The 24190-nt window shown below is 63.2% G+C and carries 22 protein-coding genes and 1 riboswitch; of the genes, 13 read left to right on the top strand and 9 right to left on the bottom strand.

The window, feature by feature from the left end; translation table 11 throughout:
• Window positions 1-52: 52 nt before the first annotated feature.
• From NMG80_RS19190 to serA, 4 genes are all read left to right on the top strand, one after another.
• Window positions 53-883: an outer membrane protein gene (locus NMG80_RS19190; protein ID WP_254019537.1), complete on the top strand. Its 831-nt coding sequence runs from the start codon at window positions 53-55 to the stop codon at window positions 881-883.
• A gap of 190 nt (window positions 884-1073) precedes the next feature.
• Entirely contained in the window at window positions 1074-1934 is an 861-nt protein-coding gene (locus NMG80_RS19185) for an outer membrane protein (protein ID WP_254019536.1), read from the top strand.
• Between the two features lie 204 nt (window positions 1935-2138).
• Window positions 2139-3314: a phosphoserine transaminase gene (locus NMG80_RS19180; protein ID WP_254019535.1), complete on the top strand. Its 1176-nt coding sequence runs from the start codon at window positions 2139-2141 to the stop codon at window positions 3312-3314.
• A gap of 165 nt (window positions 3315-3479) precedes the next feature.
• Window positions 3480-5078, top strand: a complete 1599-nt coding sequence (gene serA, locus NMG80_RS19175) for a phosphoglycerate dehydrogenase (protein ID WP_254019534.1) — start codon at window positions 3480-3482, stop codon at window positions 5076-5078.
• Between the two features lie 208 nt (window positions 5079-5286).
• Here serA and NMG80_RS19170 read toward each other — a convergent pair whose 3' ends face one another.
• Complete coding sequence (locus NMG80_RS19170) at window positions 5287-6177, bottom strand: DMT family transporter (RefSeq protein WP_254019533.1); 891 nt, start codon at window positions 6175-6177, stop codon at window positions 5287-5289.
• A 449-nt stretch (window positions 6178-6626) separates the two neighbouring features.
• On the opposite strand from NMG80_RS19170, the gene NMG80_RS19165 reads away from it, so the two are divergent.
• Window positions 6627-7925 carry an adenylosuccinate synthase gene (locus NMG80_RS19165; protein ID WP_254019532.1) on the top strand — a complete coding sequence of 433 codons (1299 nt, stop codon included), beginning with the start codon at window positions 6627-6629 and terminating at the stop codon, window positions 7923-7925.
• A gap of 74 nt (window positions 7926-7999) precedes the next feature.
• The gene (locus NMG80_RS19160) at window positions 8000-9634 is read left to right on the top strand and encodes a hypothetical protein (protein WP_254019531.1); all 1635 of its coding nucleotides are present in this window, start codon (window positions 8000-8002) and stop codon (window positions 9632-9634) included.
• Between the two features lie 26 nt (window positions 9635-9660).
• On the opposite strand, the gene NMG80_RS19155 is transcribed toward NMG80_RS19160, so the two are convergent.
• From NMG80_RS19155 to NMG80_RS19140, 4 genes are all read right to left on the bottom strand, one after another.
• Window positions 9661-9960 carry a CcdB family protein gene (locus NMG80_RS19155; RefSeq protein WP_254019530.1) on the bottom strand — a complete coding sequence of 100 codons (300 nt, stop codon included), beginning with the start codon at window positions 9958-9960 and terminating at the stop codon, window positions 9661-9663.
• The gene (locus NMG80_RS19150) at window positions 9960-10202 is read right to left on the bottom strand and encodes a type II toxin-antitoxin system CcdA family antitoxin (protein WP_091593381.1); all 243 of its coding nucleotides are present in this window, start codon (window positions 10200-10202) and stop codon (window positions 9960-9962) included. Before NMG80_RS19150 ends, NMG80_RS19155 begins: the two co-directional genes overlap by 1 nt.
• 64 nt (window positions 10203-10266) lie before the next feature.
• A complete protein-coding gene (locus tag NMG80_RS19145) occupies window positions 10267-12087 on the bottom strand; it encodes an ABC-F family ATP-binding cassette domain-containing protein (RefSeq protein ID WP_254019529.1) in 1821 nt (606 codons plus the stop codon).
• Between the two features lies 1 nt (window position 12088).
• Window positions 12089-12733, bottom strand: a complete 645-nt coding sequence (locus NMG80_RS19140) for a thiamine diphosphokinase (RefSeq protein ID WP_254019528.1) — start codon at window positions 12731-12733, stop codon at window positions 12089-12091.
• Between the two features lie 117 nt (window positions 12734-12850).
• Window positions 12851-12966, top strand: a riboswitch (TPP riboswitch).
• 43 nt (window positions 12967-13009) lie between these two features.
• Here NMG80_RS19140 and thiB point away from each other — a divergent pair.
• From thiB to NMG80_RS19120, 4 genes are all read left to right on the top strand, one after another.
• Entirely contained in the window at window positions 13010-14023 is a 1014-nt protein-coding gene (gene thiB, locus NMG80_RS19135) for a thiamine ABC transporter substrate binding subunit (protein ID WP_254019527.1), read from the top strand.
• Window positions 14024-14286: 263 nt separating this feature from the next.
• Complete coding sequence (gene thiP / locus NMG80_RS19130; protein WP_254019526.1) at window positions 14287-15906, top strand: thiamine/thiamine pyrophosphate ABC transporter permease; 1620 nt, start codon at window positions 14287-14289, stop codon at window positions 15904-15906.
• Complete coding sequence (gene thiQ / locus NMG80_RS19125) at window positions 15903-16673, top strand: thiamine ABC transporter ATP-binding protein (protein WP_254019525.1); 771 nt, start codon at window positions 15903-15905, stop codon at window positions 16671-16673. Before thiP ends, thiQ begins: the two co-directional genes overlap by 4 nt.
• A gap of 318 nt (window positions 16674-16991) precedes the next feature.
• The gene (locus NMG80_RS19120; protein ID WP_254019557.1) at window positions 16992-18419 is read left to right on the top strand and encodes a M48 family metalloprotease; all 1428 of its coding nucleotides are present in this window, start codon (window positions 16992-16994) and stop codon (window positions 18417-18419) included.
• A 71-nt stretch (window positions 18420-18490) separates the two neighbouring features.
• Here the strand turns inward: NMG80_RS19120 and NMG80_RS19115 are convergent, their stop codons facing one another.
• Window positions 18491-19354, bottom strand: coding sequence for an RNA polymerase factor sigma-32 (locus tag NMG80_RS19115; protein ID WP_254019524.1), 864 nt, complete (start codon window positions 19352-19354; stop codon window positions 18491-18493).
• A gap of 332 nt (window positions 19355-19686) precedes the next feature.
• Between NMG80_RS19115 and NMG80_RS19110 the strand changes: the two genes are divergently transcribed.
• The 3 genes from NMG80_RS19110 to NMG80_RS19100 all read left to right on the top strand — a co-directional run bounded on the left by NMG80_RS19110 (window position 19687) and on the right by NMG80_RS19100 (window position 22070).
• Complete coding sequence (locus tag NMG80_RS19110; RefSeq protein ID WP_254019523.1) at window positions 19687-20460, top strand: amino acid ABC transporter substrate-binding protein; 774 nt, start codon at window positions 19687-19689, stop codon at window positions 20458-20460.
• A gap of 159 nt (window positions 20461-20619) precedes the next feature.
• Window positions 20620-21300: an amino acid ABC transporter permease gene (locus NMG80_RS19105; RefSeq protein ID WP_023803896.1), complete on the top strand. Its 681-nt coding sequence runs from the start codon at window positions 20620-20622 to the stop codon at window positions 21298-21300.
• Window positions 21297-22070: an amino acid ABC transporter ATP-binding protein gene (locus tag NMG80_RS19100; protein ID WP_254019522.1), complete on the top strand. Its 774-nt coding sequence runs from the start codon at window positions 21297-21299 to the stop codon at window positions 22068-22070. Before NMG80_RS19105 ends, NMG80_RS19100 begins: the two co-directional genes overlap by 4 nt.
• A 105-nt stretch (window positions 22071-22175) precedes the next feature.
• On the opposite strand, the gene NMG80_RS19095 is transcribed toward NMG80_RS19100, so the two are convergent.
• From NMG80_RS19095 to NMG80_RS19085, 3 genes are all read right to left on the bottom strand, one after another.
• Window positions 22176-22757, bottom strand: coding sequence for a CarD family transcriptional regulator (locus tag NMG80_RS19095; RefSeq protein ID WP_027152934.1), 582 nt, complete (start codon window positions 22755-22757; stop codon window positions 22176-22178).
• Between the two features lie 470 nt (window positions 22758-23227).
• Window positions 23228-23566 (bottom strand): ferredoxin FdxA, encoded by a 339-nt coding sequence (fdxA, locus tag NMG80_RS19090; RefSeq protein ID WP_023803892.1) that lies wholly within the window; start codon window positions 23564-23566, stop codon window positions 23228-23230.
• A gap of 226 nt (window positions 23567-23792) precedes the next feature.
• Entirely contained in the window at window positions 23793-24179 is a 387-nt protein-coding gene (locus NMG80_RS19085; protein WP_077375395.1) for an RNA-binding S4 domain-containing protein, read from the bottom strand.
• Between the last annotated feature and the right edge of the window lie 11 nt (window positions 24180-24190).

Here is a 24190-nt window from a genome sequence, read left to right as displayed (position 1 = left end):
CAATCAGATTCGGACGCGTTCGCTGTGCCGAGGGTTCTCAGGGGTGACAAGCATGTTCAATACAGCAAGAATGGCTCTCTTTGCCGCGCTGCTCGCCGGCGTGGCCGGACCAGTGTTCGCCGCCGACTTCGTCGAGTCGCCTGTGGTCGAGCCGGCCCCGCCGCCGCCCGTCTACGAGCAGCCGGTCGAATATGGCGGCTGGTACATTCGCGGCGACATCGACTATCACTGGTCGAAGTTTCGCGGCGGCGACTACATCACCTACGGGGTGGATCCAGGCACCGGCCGCTTTGACAACGGCAAGCTGGACGGCGCCTTCTCGGCCGGCGCCGGCGTCGGCTACCAGATCAACCGGCATTTCCGCACCGACCTGACCGTGGACTGGATGAGCAAATCCGATTTCCGCGGCTCGACGACCGGCATCTGCCTCGATGGAGATCCCTGTACTTCGACCGACAGGTCGTCTTATTCGGCGCTGCTGCTGCTCGCCAATGCTTATGTCGATATCGGCACCTGGCACGGCATCACGCCTTATGTCGGCGCCGGCATCGGCGGCGCCTGGGTCAAGTGGGATAAGCTCCACAACACCATTGAAGACGGCGAATTCTCCCACAATGGCGGCAAGGGCTGGCGTTTTGCCTATGCGGCCATGGCGGGCGCCTCCTACTGCCTGACCGATCGCGTCAAGCTCGATCTCGGTTACCGCTTCAGCCATATCGAGGGCGGCAAGATGTTCGACTTCGCCAGCGATGTCGGTCCCGGCCATGACAAGGGTATCAATGTGCACGAAGTGCGCGGCGGCCTGCGCTACCAGTTCGGCAACTCGGACTGCGTCCAGCCGGAGCCGATCGCCTACGAACCCGAACCTGTTTACACCAAGTAATCGCTTCGAGAGCAGGTTTGCGGACCGCCCGGCAAAAGCCGGGCGGTTTTTCTCATTGTGGCGGGAACGCGCATCAAATCAGTTCGCTAACGCCCTGTTATCCTTAACCGCCACTTAACCACTATGGTTAACAATGCCCTGAAACGGCGCTCGCGATCGCGAATGGCGCCACCTTCGGGAGCCGGGGACCATGACAGTCAAATCGCGCATAGCACTGGCGCTTGCAGCAATCGCCCTGACGCCGTTGTCGCAGGCGCTTGGCGCCGACTACGATCCGCCGATCTATGTCGACCAGGCGCCGGACTACGTGCCGGTCGAAGTCGGTTCGGGATGGTATCTGCGCGGCGATGTCGGCTACGCGTTCAGCCATCCGTTCGAACATAAGGAAACGGTGACTGGCCCGCTTGTCAGTTTTACCGAGGAGAGCAGCCTTTTCACAGGCAGCATCGGTATGGGGTATCACGTCAATGACTATCTTAGGGTCGAGCTGAACGGTGGGATTCTCCCGACCGACGAATTCGGGGAACATCAGAGGCTGGCAGCCACTTGCGACGGTTCAACGCTCACCAGGAATCTCCTCGGCGAAATCATAACCGTCCCCGATTCGCAGGAGTGCGATCTCTCCAACAATGCCTCCAACAAGGGCTACAGCCTCATGGCCAACGGCTATGTAGATCTCGGCACGTATGTTGGGATAACGCCGTATATTGGCGGCGGCCTCGGTGTCGCCTATAACAAATACTACAGGAGCGTCGGCGCGCGCGATTGCGTCGAGGTGTCCCCTAACCCCTCCGGAACCGGTGGCTTCATTTGCGATGACCCTGCAGGATACGAAGGCGAGACCGACTCGGAAGCCAAATTCAATCTCGCCTACTCGATCGGCGCAGGCCTTTCCTATCGGGTGACCAAGAACTTCTCGGTCGACCTCGGCTACGAATATTTCGCTGTGCCCAACGCAAGATACGTCGCCTATGACGATGGCGCTTTCAACATCCACAAGGGCATAGACTACCAGACAGTCAAGCTCGGGCTGCGTTACGATCTCTGGTAAGCATGGCGAAAGCCGGAAGAACTTGAACGGCGGATTTTAAGTATCCGCCGTTTGCGTTTTAAGCCATGGCATTTTCGCCGCATGCAACCAGTATCCCGTCAGCGACAAAAACTTTCCTCTTGACGCCGGAAGCCTGAACGCATATCGCCGTCCGTGGGCCACCCCTCCCCAACGAGGGGCCACTATCTGGAAGGATAGACCACGATGACGACCCCTACGAAGCCCGGACTGCGTCCGGCAAATCCCAATTTTTCCTCAGGTCCCTGCGCAAAACGTCCCGGCTGGTCGGTCGAGGCGCTGACCAATGCTGCGCTCGGGCGCTCGCACCGCGCCAAGGTCGGCAAGACCAGGCTCGAACAGGCGATCGAGCTGACGCGGGAGATTCTCCAGGTTCCGGCAGATTATCGCATCGGCATCGTGCCGGCGTCGGACACCGGCGCGGTCGAGATGGCGCTGTGGTCGCTGCTCGGCGAACGCGGCGTCGACATGGTCGCCTGGGAGAGTTTCGGTTCCGGCTGGATCACCGACGTGGTCAAGCAGCTGAAGCTCGCCGATGTGCGCAGGATCGAAGCCGGCTACGGCGCGCTGCCGGATCTGACAAAAATCGACTTCGACCGCGACGTGGTCTTCACCTGGAACGGCACGACGTCAGGCGTGCGTGTGCCGAACGGCGATTTCATCCCGGCCAGCCGCAAGGGCCTGACAATCTGCGACGCCACGTCGGCGGCCTTTGCGCAAAAGCTCGATTTTGGCAAGCTCGATGTCGTCACCTTCTCCTGGCAGAAGGTGCTGGGCGGCGAAGGTGCGCATGGCATGCTGATCCTCAGCCCGCGCGCCGTCGAGCGGCTGGAAAGCTACAAGCCTGCCTGGCCGCTGCCGAAAATCTTTCGCCTCACCTCGGGCGGCAAGCTCATCGAAGGGATATTCAAGGGCGAGACCATCAACACGCCGTCGATGCTGTGCGTCGAGGATTATCTCGACGCGCTGCGTTGGGCGAAGTCGATCGGCGGCCTCGACGCATTGATTGCCCGCGCCGACGCCAATGCCGCCACTATCGACGGTTTCGTCGACAGATCCGCATGGCTCGGCCATCTGGCGACCGATCCGGCGACGCGGTCGAACACGTCCGTCTGTCTTTCCTTCACCGACCCGGACGTCGCCGCGCTCGATGCCGACGGACAAGCGGCGTTCGCCAAGGGCATCGTCTCGACGCTCGACAAGGAGGGTGTCGCCTACGACATCGGCGCCTATCGCGACGCGCCGCCCGGCCTGCGCATCTGGTGCGGGGCGACGGTCGAGACTTCCGACCTCGAAGCGCTGCTGCCGTGGCTCGACTGGGCGTTTGCCGCGCAAAAGGCATCGCTCAAGGCGGCCGCCTGATCCCTCCCCTTGAGGGAAGGGTGGGGTCGCCTCCACCCAGCTCAACGGTTCGCCTTCCAGAAAGAAAAGATTTCGGCCGCGTCCGGCCGCAACGACCCCACCCCGGCGCTTCGCGCCGACCCTCCCCTCAAGGGGGAGGGGCGCCAATCGCAAAGGATGAAGCCCATGCCCCGCGTTCTCGTCTCAGACAAACTCTCCACCACCGCTGTGCAGATCTTCAGGGATCGCGGCATCGAGGTCGACTATCTGCCCGATCTCGGCAAGGACAAGGAAAAGCTGCTCGAAGTGATCAGCCAGTATGACGGCCTCGCCATCCGTTCGGCGACCAAAGTCACCGAAAAGCTGATCAACGCCGCCACAAGGCTCAAGGTGGTCGGCCGCGCCGGCATCGGCGTCGACAATGTCGACATCCCGGCGGCGAGCCGCAAGGGCATCATCGTGATGAACACGCCCTTCGGCAATTCGATCACCACCGCCGAGCATGCCGTCGCCATGATCTTCGCGCTAGCCCGCCAGATACCGGAAGCCAACGCTTCGACCCATGCCGGCAAGTGGGAAAAGAACCGCTTCATGGGCACCGAGATCACCGGCAAGTCGCTGGGCATCATCGGCTGCGGCAATATCGGCTCGATCGTCGCCACGCGCGGCGTCGGCCTGAAGATGCACGTCATCGCCTTCGATCCGTTCCTGTCGGACAGCCGCGCCGAGGAACTCGGCGTCGAGAAGGTGGAACTCGACGAGCTGTTCGCCCGCGCCGATTTCATCACCCTGCACACGCCCTTGACCGACAAGACGCGGAACATCATCGACGCCGCGGCGATCGCCAAAATGAAGACCGGCGTGCGCATCATCAACTGCGCCCGTGGCGGGCTGATCGTCGAGGCCGACCTGCTCGCGGCGCTAAAAAGCGGCAAGGTGGCAGGCGCCGGCATCGACGTGTTCGAGGTCGAGCCGGCGGAGAAGAGCGAGCTGTTCGGCATGGAGAATGTGGTGGCGACGCCGCATCTCGGCGCGTCGACGATGGAGGCGCAGGAGAATGTCGCCCTGCAGGTCGCCGAGCAGATGGCCGACTACCTGATCAAGGGCGCCGTTTCCAACGCCATCAACATGCCGTCGATCACCGCCGAGGAAGCGCCGCGCCTGAAACCTTTCGTCAAGCTGGCCGAAGTGCTCGGCGCCTTTGTCGGCCAGGTCACCGAGGATCCGATCAAGGAGGTTGAGATCCTGTTCGACGGCTCGACCGCGACGATGAACACGCGCGCCCTGATCAGCGCCACGCTTGCCGGGCTGATCCGGCCGCAGGTCTCCGACGTCAACATGGTGTCGGCGCCGATCATGGTTAAGGAGCGCGGCATCATCGTCGCCGAGGTCAAGCGCGACAAATCCGGCGTGTTCGACGGTTATATCAAGCTGACGGTCAAGACCGAGCACAAGACGCGTTCGATCGCCGGCACCTGCTTCTCGGACGGCAAGCCGCGCTTCATCCAGATCAAAGGAATCAACCTCGACGCCGAGGTCGGCCAGCACATGCTGTACACGACGAATGCCGACGTGCCCGGCATCATCGGCCTGCTCGGCACGGTCTGCGGCGACAACGGCGTCAACATCGCCAACTTCCAACTCGGCCGCAACCGGCCTGGCGGCGATGCCATCGCGCTGCTCTATCTCGATGCGCCGTTCCCGGAGAAGGTGCTGGAACAGGTGCGGGCGCACAAGTCGATCGACTCCGCCAAGCGGCTGCATTTCGACGTCGGCGTCGCCTGAATCATGCGCGAGCGCCCCGCGGGCTTTGTAAGCCCACGGGGCGTTTCGACAATGGCTCGAAATATCGACGTAAAGCGCGTCGCGTTTGACCGGGCCTCATGCGACGCGCTTTAGGTTGTTTGTTTATGCATGTCGTTTATCGCAAAACCGCGGCACACTTTTGCGCGACATGCATTAGTTCTTCACGGCCCGTTACAGGATCGGGCTGTCAAATCGCCATTTTACGTCCGCTGTATTCGGCCAGGCTGATGCCGCCGAGCACCAGCACGAGTGCAACGCCCTGATAGAGCTGGAATGTCTCACCGACGATCAGCACCGACAGCAGCGTGCCGAAGATCGGCACCAGGTTGATGAACAGGCCGGCCCGGTTGGCGCCGATCAGTTCGTTGCCCCTGATATAAAAGATCTGCGACACGACCGAAGCGCCAATCGCAGTGTAGAACGCTATCGCCCAGCCGCGCGCATCGGGGACGATGACCTTGCCTGCAGCCACTTCCCACAGGAAGAAAGGCAGCGAGGTGACCAGTGCGGCAATCGACAGCGCCAGCATCAGGCTTTGCCAGCGTATAGCCGGCTTCAGCCGCAGCCCGACCGAGTAGAAGCTGTAGCAAAGCACCGCGATCAGCATGATGGCGTCGCCGAAGTTGAGATCCAGCTTGAGGAGCTGGCGCAGATCGCCGTGGCTGGCGGTCAGGGCGACGCCGACGATCGTCAGCGCGACGCCGGCGATCTGCACCCGGTTCACACGCAGGCGAAACAGCACGAAATTGGCGAGGATGATCACGATCGGTATCGCCGCCTGCTCGATCGAGACGTTGATCGCCGTCGTGTAGTTGAGCGCCGTGTAGAAGATCGCGTTGAAAAAGGTGAAGCCGCAAGCGCCGAGCCCGCCAAGCAGCAACCAATGCCTGCGCACTACCGGCCAGTCCTTGCGCAGCGTTCGCCAGCCGATCGGCAGCATGATCAGAACGGCCAGAACCCAGCGCAGGAAGACCAGCGTCATCGGCGAAACATGGTCGACTGCCAGCTTGCCGGCCACGGAGTTGCCGCCCCACAGCAAGGTGGTGGACAGCAGGAACAGATAGGCGGTTCGATGCATCTCGCAATGTCCAGCCGGGGAGGGGCAGGCGAAGGGTCTTTGCCGACCTAAAGCGCGTCGCGTCTGAACGGAGCATATGCGACGCGCTCTAGGTTCTTGTTTTTATGCAGGTCGTTATCGCAAAACCGCTGCGCACCCTCGGTTCAAGCCCGAGGGCGTGCTTTGCGCGACATGCATTATTGTGGTGGTTCGCCCAAGTAAATGATGTCAAAGGCGAAAATTGTTGTGCCTGAGGGCGCTTTCGGCGGCAAAGAATGGTCGCGCTCGCCGGGTCTTGACGTTATACAGCGACGTACGTCCCCTGGACGCACAAAGCACGTGTCTCAAGGCTTTGGACGTTCGCATCGTGCTTTCCGAAAATCGATTCCGATTTTCGGGCCGATGCGATAGAAGCCTGTCGTTTCGAACCATTAAAGCCGCTCGGAGCGGCGCCTCAAGGGAAAAGAAACATGGCCAATGTGGTGGTCGTCGGCTCGCAATGGGGCGACGAGGGCAAAGGCAAGATCGTTGACTGGCTGTCGGAACGCGCCGACGTCGTCGTGCGCTTCCAGGGTGGCCACAATGCCGGCCATACGCTGGTCGTCGACGGCAAGGTCTACAAGCTGTCGCTGCTGCCGTCCGGCGTGGTGCGGCAAGGCAAGCTGTCCATCATCGGCAATGGCGTCGTCTTCGATCCGCATGCCTTCGTCGCGGAAGTGGCGAAATTGCAGGCGCAAGGCGTCGAGGTGACGCCGGAGCGCCTGAAAATAGCCGAAAACACCGCGCTTATCCTGTCCTTGCACCGGGAGCTGGACGGATTCCGCGAAGACGCCGCCTCCAATTCCGGAACGAAAATCGGCACGACCCGTCGCGGCATCGGCCCCGCTTATGAGGATAAGGTGGGCCGGCGCGCGGTCAGGGTGATGGATTTGGCGGATTTGGAAACGCTGCCCTTGAAGGTTGACAGGCTGCTGACGCATCACAATGCGCTGCGCCGCGGGCTCGGCCACGCCGAAGTCACGCATGACGCGATCATGAGTGAGCTGATTTCGGTCGCCGACGAGATCCTGCCCTATATGGACCGCGTCTGGAAGATCCTCGACGACAAGCGCCGCGCCGGCGAACGCATCCTGTTCGAGGGCGCGCAGGGCACGCTGCTCGACATCGACCACGGCACCTATCCGTTCGTCACCTCGTCCAACACGGTGGCCGGTCAAGCGGCCGCTGGATCCGGCGTCGGCCCGGGTGCCATCGGTTATGTGCTCGGCATCACCAAGGCCTATACGACGCGTGTCGGCGAAGGTCCGTTCCCGACCGAACAGAAGAACGAGATCGGCGAGTTCCTGGGCACGCGCGGCCACGAGTTCGGCGTCGTCACCGGCCGCAAGCGCCGCTGCGGCTGGTTCGATGCCGTGCTGGTTCGCCAAGCCGTCGCCGTCAACGGCATCAAGGGCATCGCCCTGACCAAGCTCGACGTGCTCGACGGGCTGGACGAGATCAAGGTCTGCACCGGCTACCGCCTCGATGGCGAGGCGATCGACTATCTGCCGGCCAGCCAGGGTGCGCAGGCGCGCGTCGAACCGGTCTACGAGACGCTGGAGGGCTGGAAAGGCACCAGCGCCGGCGCCAGAAGCTGGAACGATCTGCCGGCCCAGGCAGTCAAATATGTCCGTCACATCGAGGAGTTGATCGGCGCGCCGGTCGCACTCCTTTCCACCAGCCCTGAACGGGACGACACAATACTTGTGACCGATCCGTTTCAAGACTAGATTCCAAGCTGTTCCGGGCATCGCGGCCGATTTGCGGGGGCCGGCCCAGAAACGAAATGCAGGTCGACTGAAGCATGGCAGATTTTGTTGGTGCTCTGAAAAAGACGCTCGACGGCCTTGGCAATCCGACGCCGGAGATACGCGCCAGGGTCTATGACAAGGCCCGTTCGACAATCGCGGACAAGCTGGCGAAGAACATACCGCCGCTGGCGCCGTCGGTCGTTGCCCAGCATAAGCGCACCCTGGAAGATGCCATCGCCAGCGTCGAACGGGGCTACGCCAAGCCTGCGCCGGCATCCGATCCGCTGTCGGAGCTGGAAGACATCTTCTCCTCCATCGACCGCAACAAGAACCAACCCAGCCATGTCCGGCAGCCAAAGACCGAGCCGGCATGGCAGCCGGCCAAGACCGAGCCGGAATGGCAGCCGGCACCTGCCGCCAAAGCCGCACTGAATTGGCAAAAACCGCCTCCAGAGGGCACCGATGCGGAGCCTTCGGACGCGGATCTTCCAGCGGCGTACGAGAACAGCGATAGCTTTAGAGACGATGTCTTCCCCAACGACGAGGAGCCGGCGCCGGACACTTTTCAGCGTCAGCGTCCTGCCGAGCGCAGGCGCAGCTATGGCGGGCTTATCGCCGCTGTCGTCGCCTTGCTCGTCATCGCCGGCGGCGGCTACGGCATCTGGCTGAACAAGGACGCATTCAGCAACATGCTGGGTCTCAAAAGCACGACGGTCGCAACCATAGAGCCGCTGGTGAAGCCGACCCCGGCCGAGCCGGCTACCGATGCCGCGGCAAGGCCTCCGGCCGCTGCGGCTCCAGCCGATGCCGAGGGCACAAAGTTCACCCAGCGACTGACACCCGAAGGCGGTGAGGTCGATCCCGGCCCCGCTACGGGACAAAGTGGCATCGGAGAGGGCGAATCCGTCGCAGCACTGACCACGCCGCCGCCGGCCGCACCTGCGCCTGTAGCGCCTGCCGGCACGCCAGCCACGAATGTGCCCGCCACGCCGGGTGCGGCCCCCGCAACACCGCCTGCCGACGGCGCCACGCCGGCGCCGGCGGCGCCGACCGATAGCGCAGCCGCGCCGGCAGCGCCGGCCCCGGGTGTCGCGCCGGCCGCGCCGACAGCCGCGCCTGCGGAAACCGCGCTGGCGGTCGGCCAAAAGGCGATCTTCTACGAGGAGCGCACCAGCACCGCGCAAGGCTCGGCCGAGCCCGGCAGCATCGTCTGGTCGCTGGTGCAGGAATCCCCCGGCGGCAATCTGCCGCCCGAGCCGGCAATCCGCGCCGAGGCGAGCATTCCGGGTAAGGACGTGCAGTTGCGCATGACCATCCGCCGCAACACCGACCAAACGCTGCCGGCCAGCCACATCATCGAGATGATTTTCCTGACGCCCGATGGTTTCGACGGCGGCGGTGTCGACAACATCCTGCGCGTCGCCATGAAGGGCTCTGAACAGGATGCCGGCAGTCCGCTGATCGGCATCCCGGCCAAGATCGCCGACGGCTTCTTCCTGGTCGCTCTCAACGACACAAAGGCGGACGAAGACGCCAATCTGACCCTGCTTCGGGGCCAGAATTGGATCGACGTGCCGGTGGTCTACAAGACCGGACGGCGGGCGCTGCTCACCATGGAAAAGGGCATTCCCGGCGAGAAGGTGTTCGACGAGGCGCTGAAGGCCTGGCAAACAAAAGAGGCGGGCTGAGGCCGGCTCACCGACCTCCCGTCGGCTCAGAAGCCCTGGAACAGCATGTCGAGCGCGGCCACGATGTCGTCGTGACGACTGGAGATATTCAGTCGACTTTCGCCCAATTCCTTGGCCGGAACCGTGGCGATCAGATGGGTGGCCATAACCAATTTTCGCCCATTGATCTCGACGAGGGGATGGAGCTTTCGCATCGGCGGCGGCGTCATCGTTGCCGGAAGCAGCGGGATCACCACCCGTGTTTTAAAATCGTCGAGCATGTCGGATTGGACGTCCAGCAAATAGCTGCCTTCGACCCGACCCGCGAAGACATCATAGCGCGCCATCAGAACTGCCGATGTTCTTCCAACGGAATACCGTGCTTTTCGACGTATTCGTTCCACGCTTCTATCGTGGCGCGATTCTCAAGCTTCCATAGTCGGGCTTTTTCGGCAGCCACCGCCTCTGCAATGCCGGCTTCCGCTGCGCGCGAGACATTCACATCGAGCCCCTTGGCTTCCTTCATAAGCTTCGAGTCGATCGACAGATTCGCCGGCTGACGAACCGCATTCATAGCTATCTTTCGCATGATAACCTCCGCAGCATGCGCATAACGTATGCGCATTTTCGTGTCGGAGCAACGGCGAAGTCGTCTACCCCTCCATCTCCTCGCGCAACATTTCAAGTTCCAGCCATTCCTCCTCGAGCGCTGCCAGCGTGGTACGCTCCTTGTCGAGGGCGGCGATAGTCTTCTGGAACGAGGCCGGGTCGCGCTCGTAATAGGCCGGGTCGGCGATGTTGTCCTCCAGCCGTGATATCGAGGCGGTCACCGCCTCGATCTTCTTGGGCAGCGATTCCAGCGCGAATTTTTGCTTGAACGACAGCTTTTTCGCCGAGCCCTTCGGCGCAGCTGCTTCGGTCCTGCCTGCCGCCATCGCTTCACTGGTCTCGGCTTTCGGTCGCGCCTTGCGGTCGTCCAGCCTGGTGCCGCCGCGCTGCGCCAGCATGTCGGAATAGCCGCCGGCATATTCGATCCAGCGGCCGCCGCCGTCCGGCGCGATCAGGCTGGTCACCGTGCGGTCGAGGAAATCGCGGTCGTGGCTGACCAGGATGACGGTGCCGGCAAAACCGGCGACCAGTTCCTGCAGCAGTTCCAGCGTCTCCATGTCGAGATCGTTGGTCGGCTCGTCGAGCACCAAAAGATTTGCCGGCCGCGCCAGCACGCGGGCGAGCAGCAGCCGCGCCCGCTCGCCGCCCGAAAGCTCGCGCACCGGCGTGCGCGCCTGTTCCGGCTTGAACAGGAAGTCCTTCATGTAGGAGACGACGTGGCGCTGCTCGCCATTGATGATGAGGTTCTCGCCGCGGCCGTCGGTGAGATACTGCGCCAGCGTCTCTTGCGGATCGACCGCATCGCGTTTCTGGTCGAGCGTGGCGATCTCCAGATTGGTGCCGAGCCGCACCGAGCCTGAGTCCGGCTTCAATTCGCCGGTCAGCATCTTCAGCAGCGTCGTCTTGCCGGCGCCGTTCGGGCCGACCAGGCCGACGCGGTCGCCGCGCTGGATGCGGGTCGAGAAGGCCTTGACCACAGTGAGGTCGCCAAAGCTCTTCTCGATGTTCTTGGCCTCGATCACCAGCTTGCCGGATTCGGCGGCGTCGCTGGCCACCATGGTCGCCGCACCCTCGGCGCCGCGATGGCCGCGAAAGCGCTGGCGCATGGTCTGCAATTCGCCGAGCCGGCGCATGTTGCGCTTGCGCCTTGCCGTCACGCCATAGCGCAACCAGTGCTCCTCGCGCACGATCTGGCGGCCAAGCTTGTGCTGCTCGCGCTCTTCTTCTTCCAGCACGGTGTCGCGCCATGCCTCGAAATGGCCAAAGCCCTTGTCCAACCGGCGGGTCTGGCCGCGATCGAGCCAGACGGTGGCGCGGGACACGCGTTCGAGGAAGCGACGGTCATGCGAGATGACGATCAGCGCCGAAGAGGTGCGGGCAAGCTCCTCCTCCAGCCATTCGATGACCGACAGGTCGAGATGGTTGGTCGGCTCATCAAGGAGGAGAATGTCGGGCTCCGGCGCCATGACGCGGGCAAGGGCAGCACGGCGGGCTTCGCCGCCGGAGAGATCGTTCGGCCGTTCCTCGCCGGCCAGGCCGAGATGCTCCATCAGATAGGTGGCGCGGTAGGGATCGTCGGCGGGTCCGAGCCCCGCCTCGACATAGGCGCGGACGCTGGCGAAACCATCCATGTCGGGCATTTGCGGCAAGTAGCGCACTGTTGCCGAAGGCTGGCGGAACACCTCGCCATCCTGCGGCTCGATCAATCCCGCAGCGATCTTCAGCAACGTCGACTTGCCCGAGCCGTTGCGGCCGACCAGAGCGATCTTGTCGCCCGCCGACGCCGTCAGTTCCGCCCTGTCGAGCAGCGGCCTGCCACCAAAAGTCAGTTTTATCCCGTCGAGATTGAGAAGCGGCGGCGCCATGTCAGCTTTCGGGTAAGGGAAATGGGTGGGCGAGCAACAGCGCCCGGCCACTGCCCAGTGCGATTTCAAGCCGGCCCTTGACCTCATTCGAAATGGTCAGCGACGAGCCGAACGCCACCTCGACATGGTTCAGCGGCCATTTGGCGCCGGTCACGGTCAGACCGGCAAGGTCGGAGAAGCCGAGAATCGAAAACAGCATGCCGTCGGCGTAGTCGAAGCAGGCCTTTCCGGGCAGCAAGGGGACGCCTTCCTGTGCGCCACTGGTCAACAGCACCTTTACGCCGGCTTCAGCCAGCCGGACGCTGAGCGCCAGGTGCAGGAAGGCGTGGTCGGTGCGTTTGCCGCCGAACGCGCCGGCCAGCACGAGGCTGGTCGCGCCGCGTTCGAGCGCGGCGGCGATAGCCAGTTCGCCGTCGGTCTTGTCCTTTTCTGCCGGAAACATTTGGCGGGGCACGGCGGCGAGCTCGTCCGGCAGATCCGCCGGCACTGAATCGAAGTCGCCGACCCAGAGTTCCGGCGTCAGGCTCAGCGTCCCGGCATGGCTCATGCCGGCGTCGGCAGCGATGACACGCGTGCCTTTGACCTGGCGGTCGAGCAGCGGCGTGCGGATAAGGTCGCCGCCAAGCAGGATGGTGAATTTGCTCATATGCGTGGCCCTTACCAGCCCTGCTTGCGAAACGGAAGGCCGCGTTCCGGATGCCCGACAAACTTCCGCCCGACAAACTTACGCTTGCGCCGCAGTTGGGCCGGGCCTATGTGTCGAAGCGCTCTAACGGGGTGCTGGGACGCGATCTTCGCGGGACCAGCTGAGAGGCAACCTGCCAACCCGCTGAACCTGATCCGGTTTGTACCGGCGGAGGGATTAGACGTTTCGGACAGCCCGACGCCTCAATTCCCTTCAACGCCAACGAAGGAGGCGCCGATGCGCACATTATTATACACCCTTGCTTCGGCAGTGCTGCTTGCGGCAACCGTTCTCGCCGGCATCGGGCCGGCATCCGCGCAGGAAAAACTCACCGTCTATACCTATGAGAGCTTCACCGCCGACTGGGGTCCTGGCGCGGCGGTCAAGAAGGCGTTCGAGGCCGAATGCGGCTGTACTCTCGAATTCGTCGCGGTCGCCGACGGCGTCGCCCTGCTCAACCGCGTCAGGCTGGAAGGGGCTGCGACCAAGGCCGACATCGTGCTCGGCCTCGACACCAATCTGACGGCGGAAGCCAAGGCCACCGGCCTGTTTTCGCCGCATGGTGCCGTCATCGACGTCAATGTGCCGGGCGGCTGGAGCGACGATATTTTCGTGCCGTTCGACTACGGCTATTTCGCCGTCGTCTACGACACCGAAAAGCTGAAGACGCCGCCGAAGAGCCTGAAGGAATTGATCGAGGGCAATGCCGATGAGAAGATCGTCATCCAGGATCCGCGCACCTCGACGCCCGGTCTCGGACTGCTGTTGTGGGTGAGGTCGATTTATGGCGACAAGGCGCCGGAAGCCTGGGCCAAGCTTAAGGCAAAGGTGCTCACCGTGACGCCGGGCTGGAGCGAGGCCTACGGCCTGTTCACCAAGGGCGAGGCGCCGATGGTGCTGTCCTATACCACGTCGCCGGCCTATCACATGGTCGCCGAAAACACCGAACGCTATCAGGCGGCGTCCTTCGAGGAGGGTCAGTATCTGCAAATCGAGGTTGCCGGCATCACCACGTCAGGTGCGAAGAACCCGTTGGCGAAACAGTTCATGACTTTCATGACCGGGCCGAAATTCCAGGATGTCATTCCCGAGACCAACTGGATGTTCCCGGCCGGCAAGACCGAGAAGCCGCTCAATCCGGCTTTCGACAAGCTCGTCAAGCCGACCAAGACGTTGCTGTTCAGCCCGGAAGAGGTCGCTGCCAACCGCAAGGCCTGGGTCGACGAATGGCTGTCGGTGATGAGCAAGTAATCGTGGCGAGCTGATCAAGGTGATCACCCTACGGCGCCCCCCTCTGTCCTGCCGGACATCTCCCCCACTTGGGGAGAGATTGGACGTCAGCTCTGCATTCGCCAATCTCCAACCTTGGAGAAAAGGCGCTTTCGGTGAAGCTGCCAATCTCCCCCCAAGTGGGGGAGATGCCAAGTTTTGGCAAGGAGGGCAGGACAGAGGGGGGCGCGAAGGAACGCGACCTTCATCCGGTCAAATATCAGTCCCGAGTCAGGTGGTGCAGAGTGCTACACGCACCCCCTTCTGACCCCCGCGTCACCGCCGGCACCATTGCGCTTGCCGCTGTTGCGCTGCTGATCGGCGGAGCGTTCGCCGGGCTCATCGTGGAAAGCGCACGCGATCCGTCCGGCGCCGCGTCGGCCTTCGATTCCTACCTCTTCCGCGTCGCCCGCTTCACGCTGTGGCAGGCATTGCTGTCGACACTGCTTTCCGTCGTGCCGGCGCTGTTCGTGGCGCGGGCGCTGTCGCGGCATCCGCGCTTCTTTGGTCGCGGCCTGATCCTGCAGCTCTTCGCCGTGCCGCTCGCACTGCCGGCCATCGTCGCAGCACTCGGGATTCTGGCACTCTATGGCCGTGCCGGCTATTTCGCCGGCGTGCTCAGCGCGATTGGCGGTCAGGGCTGGCCGGGCATATACGGCCTGTCCGGCATACTCGTCGCCCATGTCTTCTTCAATCTGCCGCTGGCTACGCGGCTGTTCCTCGAAGCGCTTGGGACAGTGCCGGACGACCAGTGGCGGTTGGCGAGCCAGCTCGGCATGGGCGCCAGACCCGCCTTCCGGCTGATCGAATGGCCGGCGCTGCGCGCGGCGCTGCCGGGGGTCGCCGGGCTTGTGTTCATGCTCTGCATCACATCCTTTACCATCGTGCTCACGCTGGGCGGCGGGCCGCGCGCGACGACGCTGGAGGTCGCCATCTACCAGGCGCTGCGTTTCGATTTTGATCCTGCCCGCGCGGTGACGCTGACAGTGCTGCAGATCGCGCTGACTCTCGTCGTCGTGCTGGCATTAATGCGGCTCGGCGCCAACACCGTCGGCGACGCCAACCTGCCGGTGGCTTCGCGCCGGTATCTTTCGGCCCGCACCCCCGAGACCGTGCTGAACGCAGCATTGATCCTCCTCGCTTTGCTGTTCGTCGCCGGGCCGATGGCGGCCACGGTGACGTCCGGCCTTGAGGCCGATCTCGGCCGGCTGGCGGGCGAGAGCGCGGTGCGGCAAGCGACGCTGACCAGCGCCGTGCTCGCCTTGCTGGCGGCGCTGCTTTCAGTGGCGCTGTCGCTGGCGCTGGTCATGGCACGACGGGCGCTGGCCTTGAGGCGTCGCGTCGGCGCCAGGACGCTGCTCGAATACGCCACCGATACTGGCGCCGGCTTCGTCCTCGTCGTGCCGCCCGTCGTCATCGGCGCCGGCTGGTTCCTGCTCCTGCGTTCCGTCAGCGACGTCTTTGCCATCGCCCCTGTCATGGTCGTCGCGGTCAATGCGGTGATGGCGATGCCGTTTGCCGTCCGCGCCATTCGCCCCGGCTATGATGCGGCGAGTGAACGCCACGAACGGCTCTGTTTGCTGCTTGGCATTTCGGGCTGGAACCGTTTCCGGCTGGTCGACTGGCCGTCGCTGCGGCGGCCGCTCGCCACCGGTTTCGCGTTCGCCATGGCTTTGTCGCTCGGCGATCTCGGCGTCATTGCCCTGTTTGGCAGCGACTCCCTGCAGACGCTGCCTTATCTCTTGCTGGCCCGCATGGGCAGCTACCGCACGATGGACGCGGCCGGCCTGGCATTGCTGCTCGGGCTGGTCTGTCTCGCACTTGTCCTGGCCGCGGACTGGCTGGGGCGGGGGGAAAAATCATGACGCTCAACAGTGAAAACGGGACGGCTGTGCGGCTGGAAAAGGTCTCGTTCAGCTATGGCGAAGCGCCATTCTTATTCGATGTCGAGTTTGCCGCCTCGAAGATCACCGCCATCATGGGGCCGAGCGGCTCAGGAAAATCGACGCTGCTCAATCTGGTGGCCGGCTTCGAGACGCCGCGATCGGGCCGCGTGCTGATCGGTGGCGGCGATGTCGGCGCCAAACCGCCTTCGGCGCGGCCAGTGTCGATGGTGTTCCAGGAAAGCAATCTCTTCGCCCATCTTTCGGTCGAACGAAATGTCGGCCTTGGCCGCTCGCCGTCGCTCAGGCTGACCGAGGCCGACCATGCTGCAATCGCCGCGGCGCTCAAGCGCGTCGGCCTTGCCGGCAAGCAACAGCGGCTGCCGCGCGAACTCTCCGGCGGCGAGCGGCAGCGCGTCGCGCTCGCCCGCGTCCTGGTGCGCGACCGGCAGGTGCTCTTGCTCGACGAACCGTTCGCCTCGCTCGGACCGGCCTTGCGCGACGACATGCTCGATCTGGTAGCCGGCCTGCATGCGGAGCGGCGCATGACGGTGCTGTTCGTCACGCATCAGCCGGAGGATGCCCACCGTATCGGCCAGGACATGGTGTTCCTGGACAATGGCACGGTTGCCGCAACCGGGACTGTCGCCGATTTTTTTACCAAGGCTGGACCGGAGGCCTTCCGGCGCTATATCGGTGCAGGTCCGTTTGGCGCAGGATCACAAGATATTGCCCGGAAGCGGACATAATTTACGGCCAAACCGGCTCCAGGCGATGTGGCGTTTGCTTGCCATGGTCAAAGTAGTGTGGCTAGGTCCTTGGATACTGTTCCGGCATAGGTTGTGATTTGCCACTACGGTGCTATCCGTGCTCGTGGGCCGTGCTCGTGGGCCGTGCTCGTGGGCGCGAAGGACGCTGTGGCAGTTGATTTTGCGCATGTTCTGAAAATCGATGCCCGATTTTCGGGGCCATGTGCTTAGACCCGAAAGGAAGCTGTTCTGCCGACCGGCACCGACAGAGTGAGAAGGAAACCGCTGGCGCGCTTCCTGGCGCTGGCCGGCTTTGCCATGGCGCTGGCAAGCTGCCAGATGTTCACGCCTCCGGACGTTCAGGAATCCGGCTTCCAGCCTTCCAGCAAGCCCGTGACCGTCGACAATGTTGCCGCCAACAGCAAGCTCGCCGAAATGGCCAAGGCGCAGCATCCGCGCATCCTGGCGACCTATGGTGGCGAATATTCCGACCCCAAGCTCGAACGCATGGTGGCCAAGGTCGTCGGCAGCCTGACCGTGGTGTCGGCCAACCCGAGCCAGACCTACCGCATTACGATCCTCAATTCGCCCAACGTCAACGCTTTCGCATTGCCGGGCGGCTATCTCTACATCACGCGCGGCCTGTTGGCGCTGGCCAACGATTCAGCCGAGCTCGCCGCGGTCATCGCGCATGAGATGGGCCATGTCACCGCAAATCACGGCTTGCAGCGCCAGCAGCTCGAGGCCGAGGAGGGCTTTGCGACCAAAGTCGTCTCGGATGTGCTCGGCGACAGCCCGACCGCCAAGGCGGCACTGATCCGCGGCAAGCTGCGGCTTGCCCAGTTCTCGCGCAATCAGGAGCTGGAGGCCGACGGCATCGGCATCAAGTCGATCGGCGAGGCGGGCTTCGATCCGTTTGCCGCCGGCCGCTTCTTGCAATCCATGTCGGCCTACACCGATTTCCGCTCGATCAGCGGCGCCACCGACGCCAGCCTCGACTTCCTGGCAACGCACCCCAACACGCCGCAGCGAATCGATCTGGCGCAGCGCCATGCCCGCCAGTTCGGCGCGCCCGGCGTCGGCACGCGCGACCGCGACGCCTTCCTCGCCGGCATAGACGGCCTGCTCTACGGCGATACGCCGGAGGAAGGCTATGTGCGTGGCGAAACCTTCCTGCATCCGGGGCTCGGCGTGTCGTTCTCGGTGCCCGACGGCTTCATCATCGACAACTCGGCCGCGGCGGTGACGGCAACCGGGCCGGGCGACATAGCGATCCGCTTCGACGGCGTCTCGATCGACAGGAACCGCTCGCTGACCGACTACATCCGCAGCGGCTGGGTGGCCGGTCTCGACGAGAGCAGCGTGCGCCAGGAAACAATCAACGGCAACGAGGCGGCGACGGCGCATGCCAGCGCCGAGGGCTGGCAGTTCGGCATTGCGGTGATCCGCGCCGGCGGCCAGGTCTACCGGCTGCTGACCGCCGCCCCCTCCGCCAGCACCTCGCTGGACGCGGCGGCGCGCTCGGTCAGCGGCTCATTCCGTATCTTGAGTGCGGCCGAAAAAGCGGCGCTGAAGCCGCTGCATATCCGCGTCGTCACGGTCCGGCCCGGACAGACCATGGGCTCGCTCGCGGCGCAGATGGTCGGCGTCGACCGCAAGCTCGACCTGTTCAGGGTGCTCAATGCGATGTCGCCCGGCGCAGCCGTTTCAGCCGGCGATAAGGTCAAGATCATCACCGACAGATAGGGTGTGTCGATATTCAGGTGATGCCGGCCTGCAAACGGCAGTTTCCTGCGCTTCTGGCCAACACACCCTGATTAGGCGGCGGTCGCCAGAAACTCGGGGTTTTGCTTCACCAGCGCCACCTTGAGCTTTTCCATGGCGCGTGCCTCGATCTGGCGGACGCGTTCCTTGGAGATGCCGAGCGCCTCACCGAGGGCTTCGAGCGTCGCGCCCTCGTCGCTCAGCCGGCGTTCCTCGATGATCCTGAGCTCGCGGGCGTTGAGCGCGCCGAGCGCGGTTTTCAGCCAGATAGAGCGGCGTTCGACATCGATCGTGTCGCCCACGACTTCGTCCGGCAAAGGATCGTCGGAAATCAGGAAATCCATCCGCTCGGTGGCGCCCGAATCATCGGCGAGCGGCTGGTTGAGCGAACTATCAGGGGCCGAAAGGCGCGAATCCATCATCGCCACGTCGGCCTCGGAGACGCCGAGCGCCACCGACACCTCGCGGTAGAGCGAGGTGTTCGAGATCGGCTCGGCACCATTCGCCAAGCGGGCGCGCAGGCGCCGCAAATTGAAGAACAGCGCCTTCTGCGCCGAACTGGTGCCGCCGCGCACGATCGACCAGTTGCGCAGGATATAATCCTGCATCGAGGCACGAATCCACCACGTCGCATAGGTCGAAAACCGCACCTCGCGCTCGGGTTCGAAGCGGGCTGCTGCCTCCAGCAGGCCGACATGGCCTTCCTGCACCAAGTCGCCCAGCGGCAGGCCATAGTGGCGGAACTTCGAGGCCATGGAAATGACCAGCCGCATATGCGCCATGGCGATTTGGTGCAGTGCCTGCTGGTCGTTGTTTTGCTTCCAGCGCAGCGCGAGAACATGTTCCTCGTCGCGCTCGAGATAGGGGGCTTTCATCGCCGCGCGGACCATGGTTCGCCCTGCCGTATCTTCCATCATGCCACGCTCCCTGTTCCGGGCGTTGCGGTGCGATCGCTCGACCCTGAGCTGGCATCGTGGTTGAATTGGCGACGCCGCGCCCTACAACAGCCAACAAACGTGCCATGCGCGCGAATGGTTCCGCCGCTGATGTCGCGTGGATTGCACTGTCCGAAAGCTCGATGCGGCGGTCGCTCCTCGGCCGGCTGGCGTGACTCAATGTAGTTTTGAGAATTGGATTCCGAAAGCGTCTCATTTTTGAAATCTGATTCCTTATTTCGCCAGCCTACATCTGTCAGTTTCCGGCGCTGACAAATGCGCCGGACGCCGGCCAATGACGGGATCACAGAAAAATGAAATGGCTCAAATCGCTTATCGTCGCCGCAACACTGCAGGTACTGGCAGGCACATCAGGCCATGCCGGCGCCAATCTCGATCAGATCAAGCAGGCCGGTGTCTTCAAGGTCGGGACGGAAGGTACCTATGCCCCCTTCACCTATCATGATGCCTCGGGCGCACTGGTCGGCTTCGACGTCGAGATTGCCAAGGCGATCGCCGAGCGCCTCGGCGTCAACGCCGAATTCCTCGAAGGCAAATGGGATGGGCTGATCGCCGGCCTCGACGCCAAGCGCTATGACGCCGTCATCAACCAGGTCGGCATCACCGAGGAACGCAAGGCCAAGTATGATTTCTCCGATCCCTATATCGCTTCCAAGGCGGTGCTGATCGTGCGCGGCGACAATACCGATATCAAGAGCTTTGCCGACCTCAAGGGCAAGAAGGCGGCGCAGTCGCTGACTTCGAATTTCGGCAAACTCGCCGAAACGAACGGCGCCGAGCTCGTCGGCACCGATGGTTTCGACCAATCGATCCAGCTGCTTCTTACCGGCCGCGCCGACGCCACCATCAACGACAGCCTGTCCTTCCTCGACTTCAAGAAGCAAAAGCCCGACGCCAATGTGAAGATCGCCGCGCAGGAAGAAAACGCCGACTATTCCGGCGTGCTCGTGCGCAAGGGCGATCCGGAACTGGTCGCCGCCATCAATCAGGCACTGGCCGACATCAAGGCCGACGGCACCTACCAGAAGATCGCCGACACCTATTTCGGCCAGGACGTTTCGAAGTAAATGCACTCCACGGAGCGGGCCGGTTGCCGGCCCGCATGGCAAGTATCGCGGCGAGCTGTCTTTGACGGCCGCCGCTTTTCGCGTGATATGACGACCGTATGATCGCGCCTCGATGCTGCCGGGCCGATTTTGGGCGGCAATCTCGCAAGGAGGGTTTTCGTGCCGCACTGGCTGCAATTGATGCTGGATTCGTTGCCCACGCTGCTATGGGCGGCGCTGATCTTCACGGTGCCGCTAACGCTGCTGTCGTTCGCATTCGGTCTCTTCGTAGGACTGGTCGCAGCGCTCGTCCGGCTGTTCGGCCCGAAGCCGCTGGTCGCCGTGGTCCGCTTCTACGTCTGGATCTTCCGTGGCACGCCGCTTCTGGTGCAGCTCTTCCTGATCTTCTATGGCCTGCCCTCGGTCGGCATCCTGCTCGACGCCTTTTCAGCCGCGTTAATCGGCTTCACCCTCAATATCGGCGCCTATACGTCGGAAATCATCCGTGCCGTCATAGGCTCGGTGCCGAAGGGGCAGTGGGAGGCGGCCTATTCGATCGGCATGACCTGGGGCCAGGCGATGCGACGCACCATACTGCCGCAGGCCGGCCGCGTCGCGGTGCCGCCGCTGTCCAACACCTTCATCTCGCTGGTCAAGGATACATCGCTGGCCGCGGCCATCACGGTGCCGGAGATGTTCCAGGCGGCGCAGCGCATCGTCGCCACCACTTATGAGCCGCTGATCCTCTATGTCGAGGCGGCGGCTCTCTATCTGGCGCTGAGCTCGGTGCTGTCGGCGTTGCAGACGCGCCTGGAAAAGCGGCTCAACCGCTATGGCGGTTTCCTGGAGGCGCGCTCATGATCGGCCTCACCGACATCGAGAAGCGCTTCGGCGACAATCTCGTGCTGAAGGGCGTGACCGTCACCATCGAGGAAGGCAGCGTCACCGCCCTTGTCGGTCCCTCGGGCGGCGGGAAAAGCACGCTTCTGCGCTGCATCAACCTGCTCGAGATCCCGACCTCGGGCACGGTGCGCATCGGCGACGACGCGCTCGAATTCCATCCCGGCGGCAAGGTTCCCGGCAGGGCCATCCAGCGCCTGCGGCTGCAGACCGGAATGGTGTTCCAGAATTTCCAGCTGTTCCCACACCGCACTGCGATCGAAAACGTCATGGAGGGGCTGGTGACGGTGTTGAAATGGCCGACGGCGAGGGCGCGCGAGCGGGCGCTCGCTCTGCTCGAAAAAGTGGGGATGGCGCACAAGGCCGACGCCTGGCCGGCGACGTTGTCAGGCGGCCAGCAGCAACGCGTGGCGATCGCCCGGGCGCTGGCGCCATCGCCGAAAGTGCTGCTGTGCGACGAGCCGACCTCGGCGCTCGATCCGGAACTGGCGCAGGAGGTGGTCGACGTGCTCGGCCAGCTCGCCAGCGAGGGCACCACCATGGTGATGGCGACGCATGATCTGCGCCTCGCCTCCAAAATCGCGCAGGAAGTGGTGTTCCTCGACGCCGGCAGCGTCGTCGAGAAAGGCCCCGCTGCTGTTTTGTTCAGCAATCCGGAGCGCCAGCGAACCAAGCGGTTTATCGCGACGCTGAAGCAGGAGGGCGAGAAGCAAGCCGGCGGCGAAGGTTAAGGCGTGTCGCCCAAATTGTGCGTAGCGGTTTTGGAGGGACGATCCCAAAAAACAAAAAACCCGGCGCGAGGCCGGGTTTTTTCCAAATTCGAAGGCGAGAAGCGCTCAGGCTGCTTCTTCCTGCTCGGCTTCTTCGTTGTCGGCCTTGGCGCCGCGCTTCGGACCCTTGTTGAGGTTCACCTCGATGAGGCGCACCGCCTCGGTTTCCGACATGCGGTTGACGGCTGCGATCTCGCGCGCCATGCGGTCGAGTGCCGCCTCATAAAGCTGGCGCTCGGAATAGGACTGCTCCGGCTGGTTGTCGGCGCGGTAGAGGTCGCGCACCACTTCCGAGATCGAGATCAGGTCGCCGGAATTGATCTTCGCATCATATTCCTGGGCGCGGCGCGACCACATGGTGCGCTTGACGCGGGCGCGGCCCTGCACGACCTTCAGCGCGCGATCGACGTAATCCTCTTCCGACAGCTTGCGCATGCCGATGGAAGTCGCCTTGGCGACCGGAACCTTCAGACGCATCTTGTCCTTCTGGAAGTCGATGACGAACAGTTCCAGCTTGTGGCCCGCAACTTCCTGCTCGTCGATCGAGACGATCTGGCCGACGCCATGCGCCGGATAGACGATGTACTCGCCGGTCTTAAAACCGTGACGCGCTGCGCTGGATTTCTTCTGCGGGGTGATAGTTGCCATTACGCCATGAACTCCTTGGTGTGGTACCGGCATTCTGCCGGCCGAACTCGCGCGATCGGTTAACCGATCGTTAGCCGCACAACGACGAACCCACCGGAAAAGCCGAGGTCGGCAAACCGCATAGTTGCGACTGCCTGCCCAGATCACTCTGGTCCGGATTGAGAAATTCACCTTTCAGTGATTTGGGGCGTTTGCGCCATAAATCGACGTTGTGTCACCGGCATGTTTGGTTGATATAGCACAAAAAGTCGGAAGAATCAAGGTTTTGCTGCACGCGCGAAGGTCAAGCGCGATCTCCGCCTGTCGAGGCAGTTAACGCGCGGTGCCTATCATGACGCGTCATGCCGATCAAACCGGCGTCGCCATTACGGTGCCACGCGCCCGTTTTGGACGCGCAAGGGGGACGCTGTGACGCTTTGATCTTGCGCATAGTCCTTCCGAAAATCGGTCCCGATTTCGGGGTCAGGGCGCTAGTCGCCCTGGCCGGGCTCGGGGGAGAAATATTTTTCGAACTTGCCGGCCTCGCCATCGAAGGATTTGGCGTCGGCCGGAGGCTCCTTCTTGGCGGTGATGTTGGGCCATTTATCGGCGTATTCGGTGTTGATCTGCAGCCATTTGTCGAGCCCTGGCTCGGTGTCCGGCTTGATCGCGTCGGCCGGGCATTCCGGTTCGCAGACGCCACAGTCGATGCACTCGTCGGGATGGATGACGAGCATGTTCTCGCCCTCATAGAAACAGTCGACCGGACAGACCTCGATGCAGTCCATGTATTTGCATTTTATGCAATTATCGGTCACGACATAGGTCATCAGTCGGCTCCGGGACGTCCCGTTTTATCAGGGCGACGTGCGTCCAAACGGACGCATAAGGTACGCTCTAACACTGTGAATCCACGCATCGTGTTTCCCCGATGCGGCAGGCTTTTTTGGTGAGGTAACGTCTTTGCCCGCCGCTTGCAAGGGCAGCCATTGCGCGCGATACCGGTGTTTCCGGAATGGATTTCCAGCCGGCGATGCGACGAAAGCCGATTATGCGTCAGTCGTCGCCGAGCAGCCGGTCGGTCTCCCGGCGTTCCTTCTTGGTCGGGCGGCCGCTGCCGGCATCGCGCAGTGCGGGGATCGCGTCGCGAACGGCCTCGCCCTTTGGCGTAGGCGGTGGCGAGATATCCTCGTAGAGCAGGCGCGCTTCCTCGGCGGGACCGCGCCGGCTCCCGGTGCCGAGCACCTTCCAGACGAAGATGCGCCGCTCGAGAGTGATGGTCAGGACGTCGCCGGCGCGGACCAGATCGGAGGCCTGCGCTGCTTTGTCGCGATTGATGCGAACGCGTCCGGCCACCACCAGCTTCGCTGCCAGCGAGCGCGATTTCACCGCACGCGAAAAGAACAGCCATTTGTCGATGCGCTGGCGGCCTTCGGCGACCATCGGAACGAACG

It is taken from the genome of Mesorhizobium escarrei (assembly GCF_935825525.1).
In the GTDB taxonomy this organism is placed as follows: Bacteria; Pseudomonadota; Alphaproteobacteria; order Rhizobiales; family Rhizobiaceae; genus Mesorhizobium; species Mesorhizobium escarrei.
Note: the sequence above shows the minus strand (reverse complement) of the source record. Positions and strands in the feature narration are given on the sequence as shown.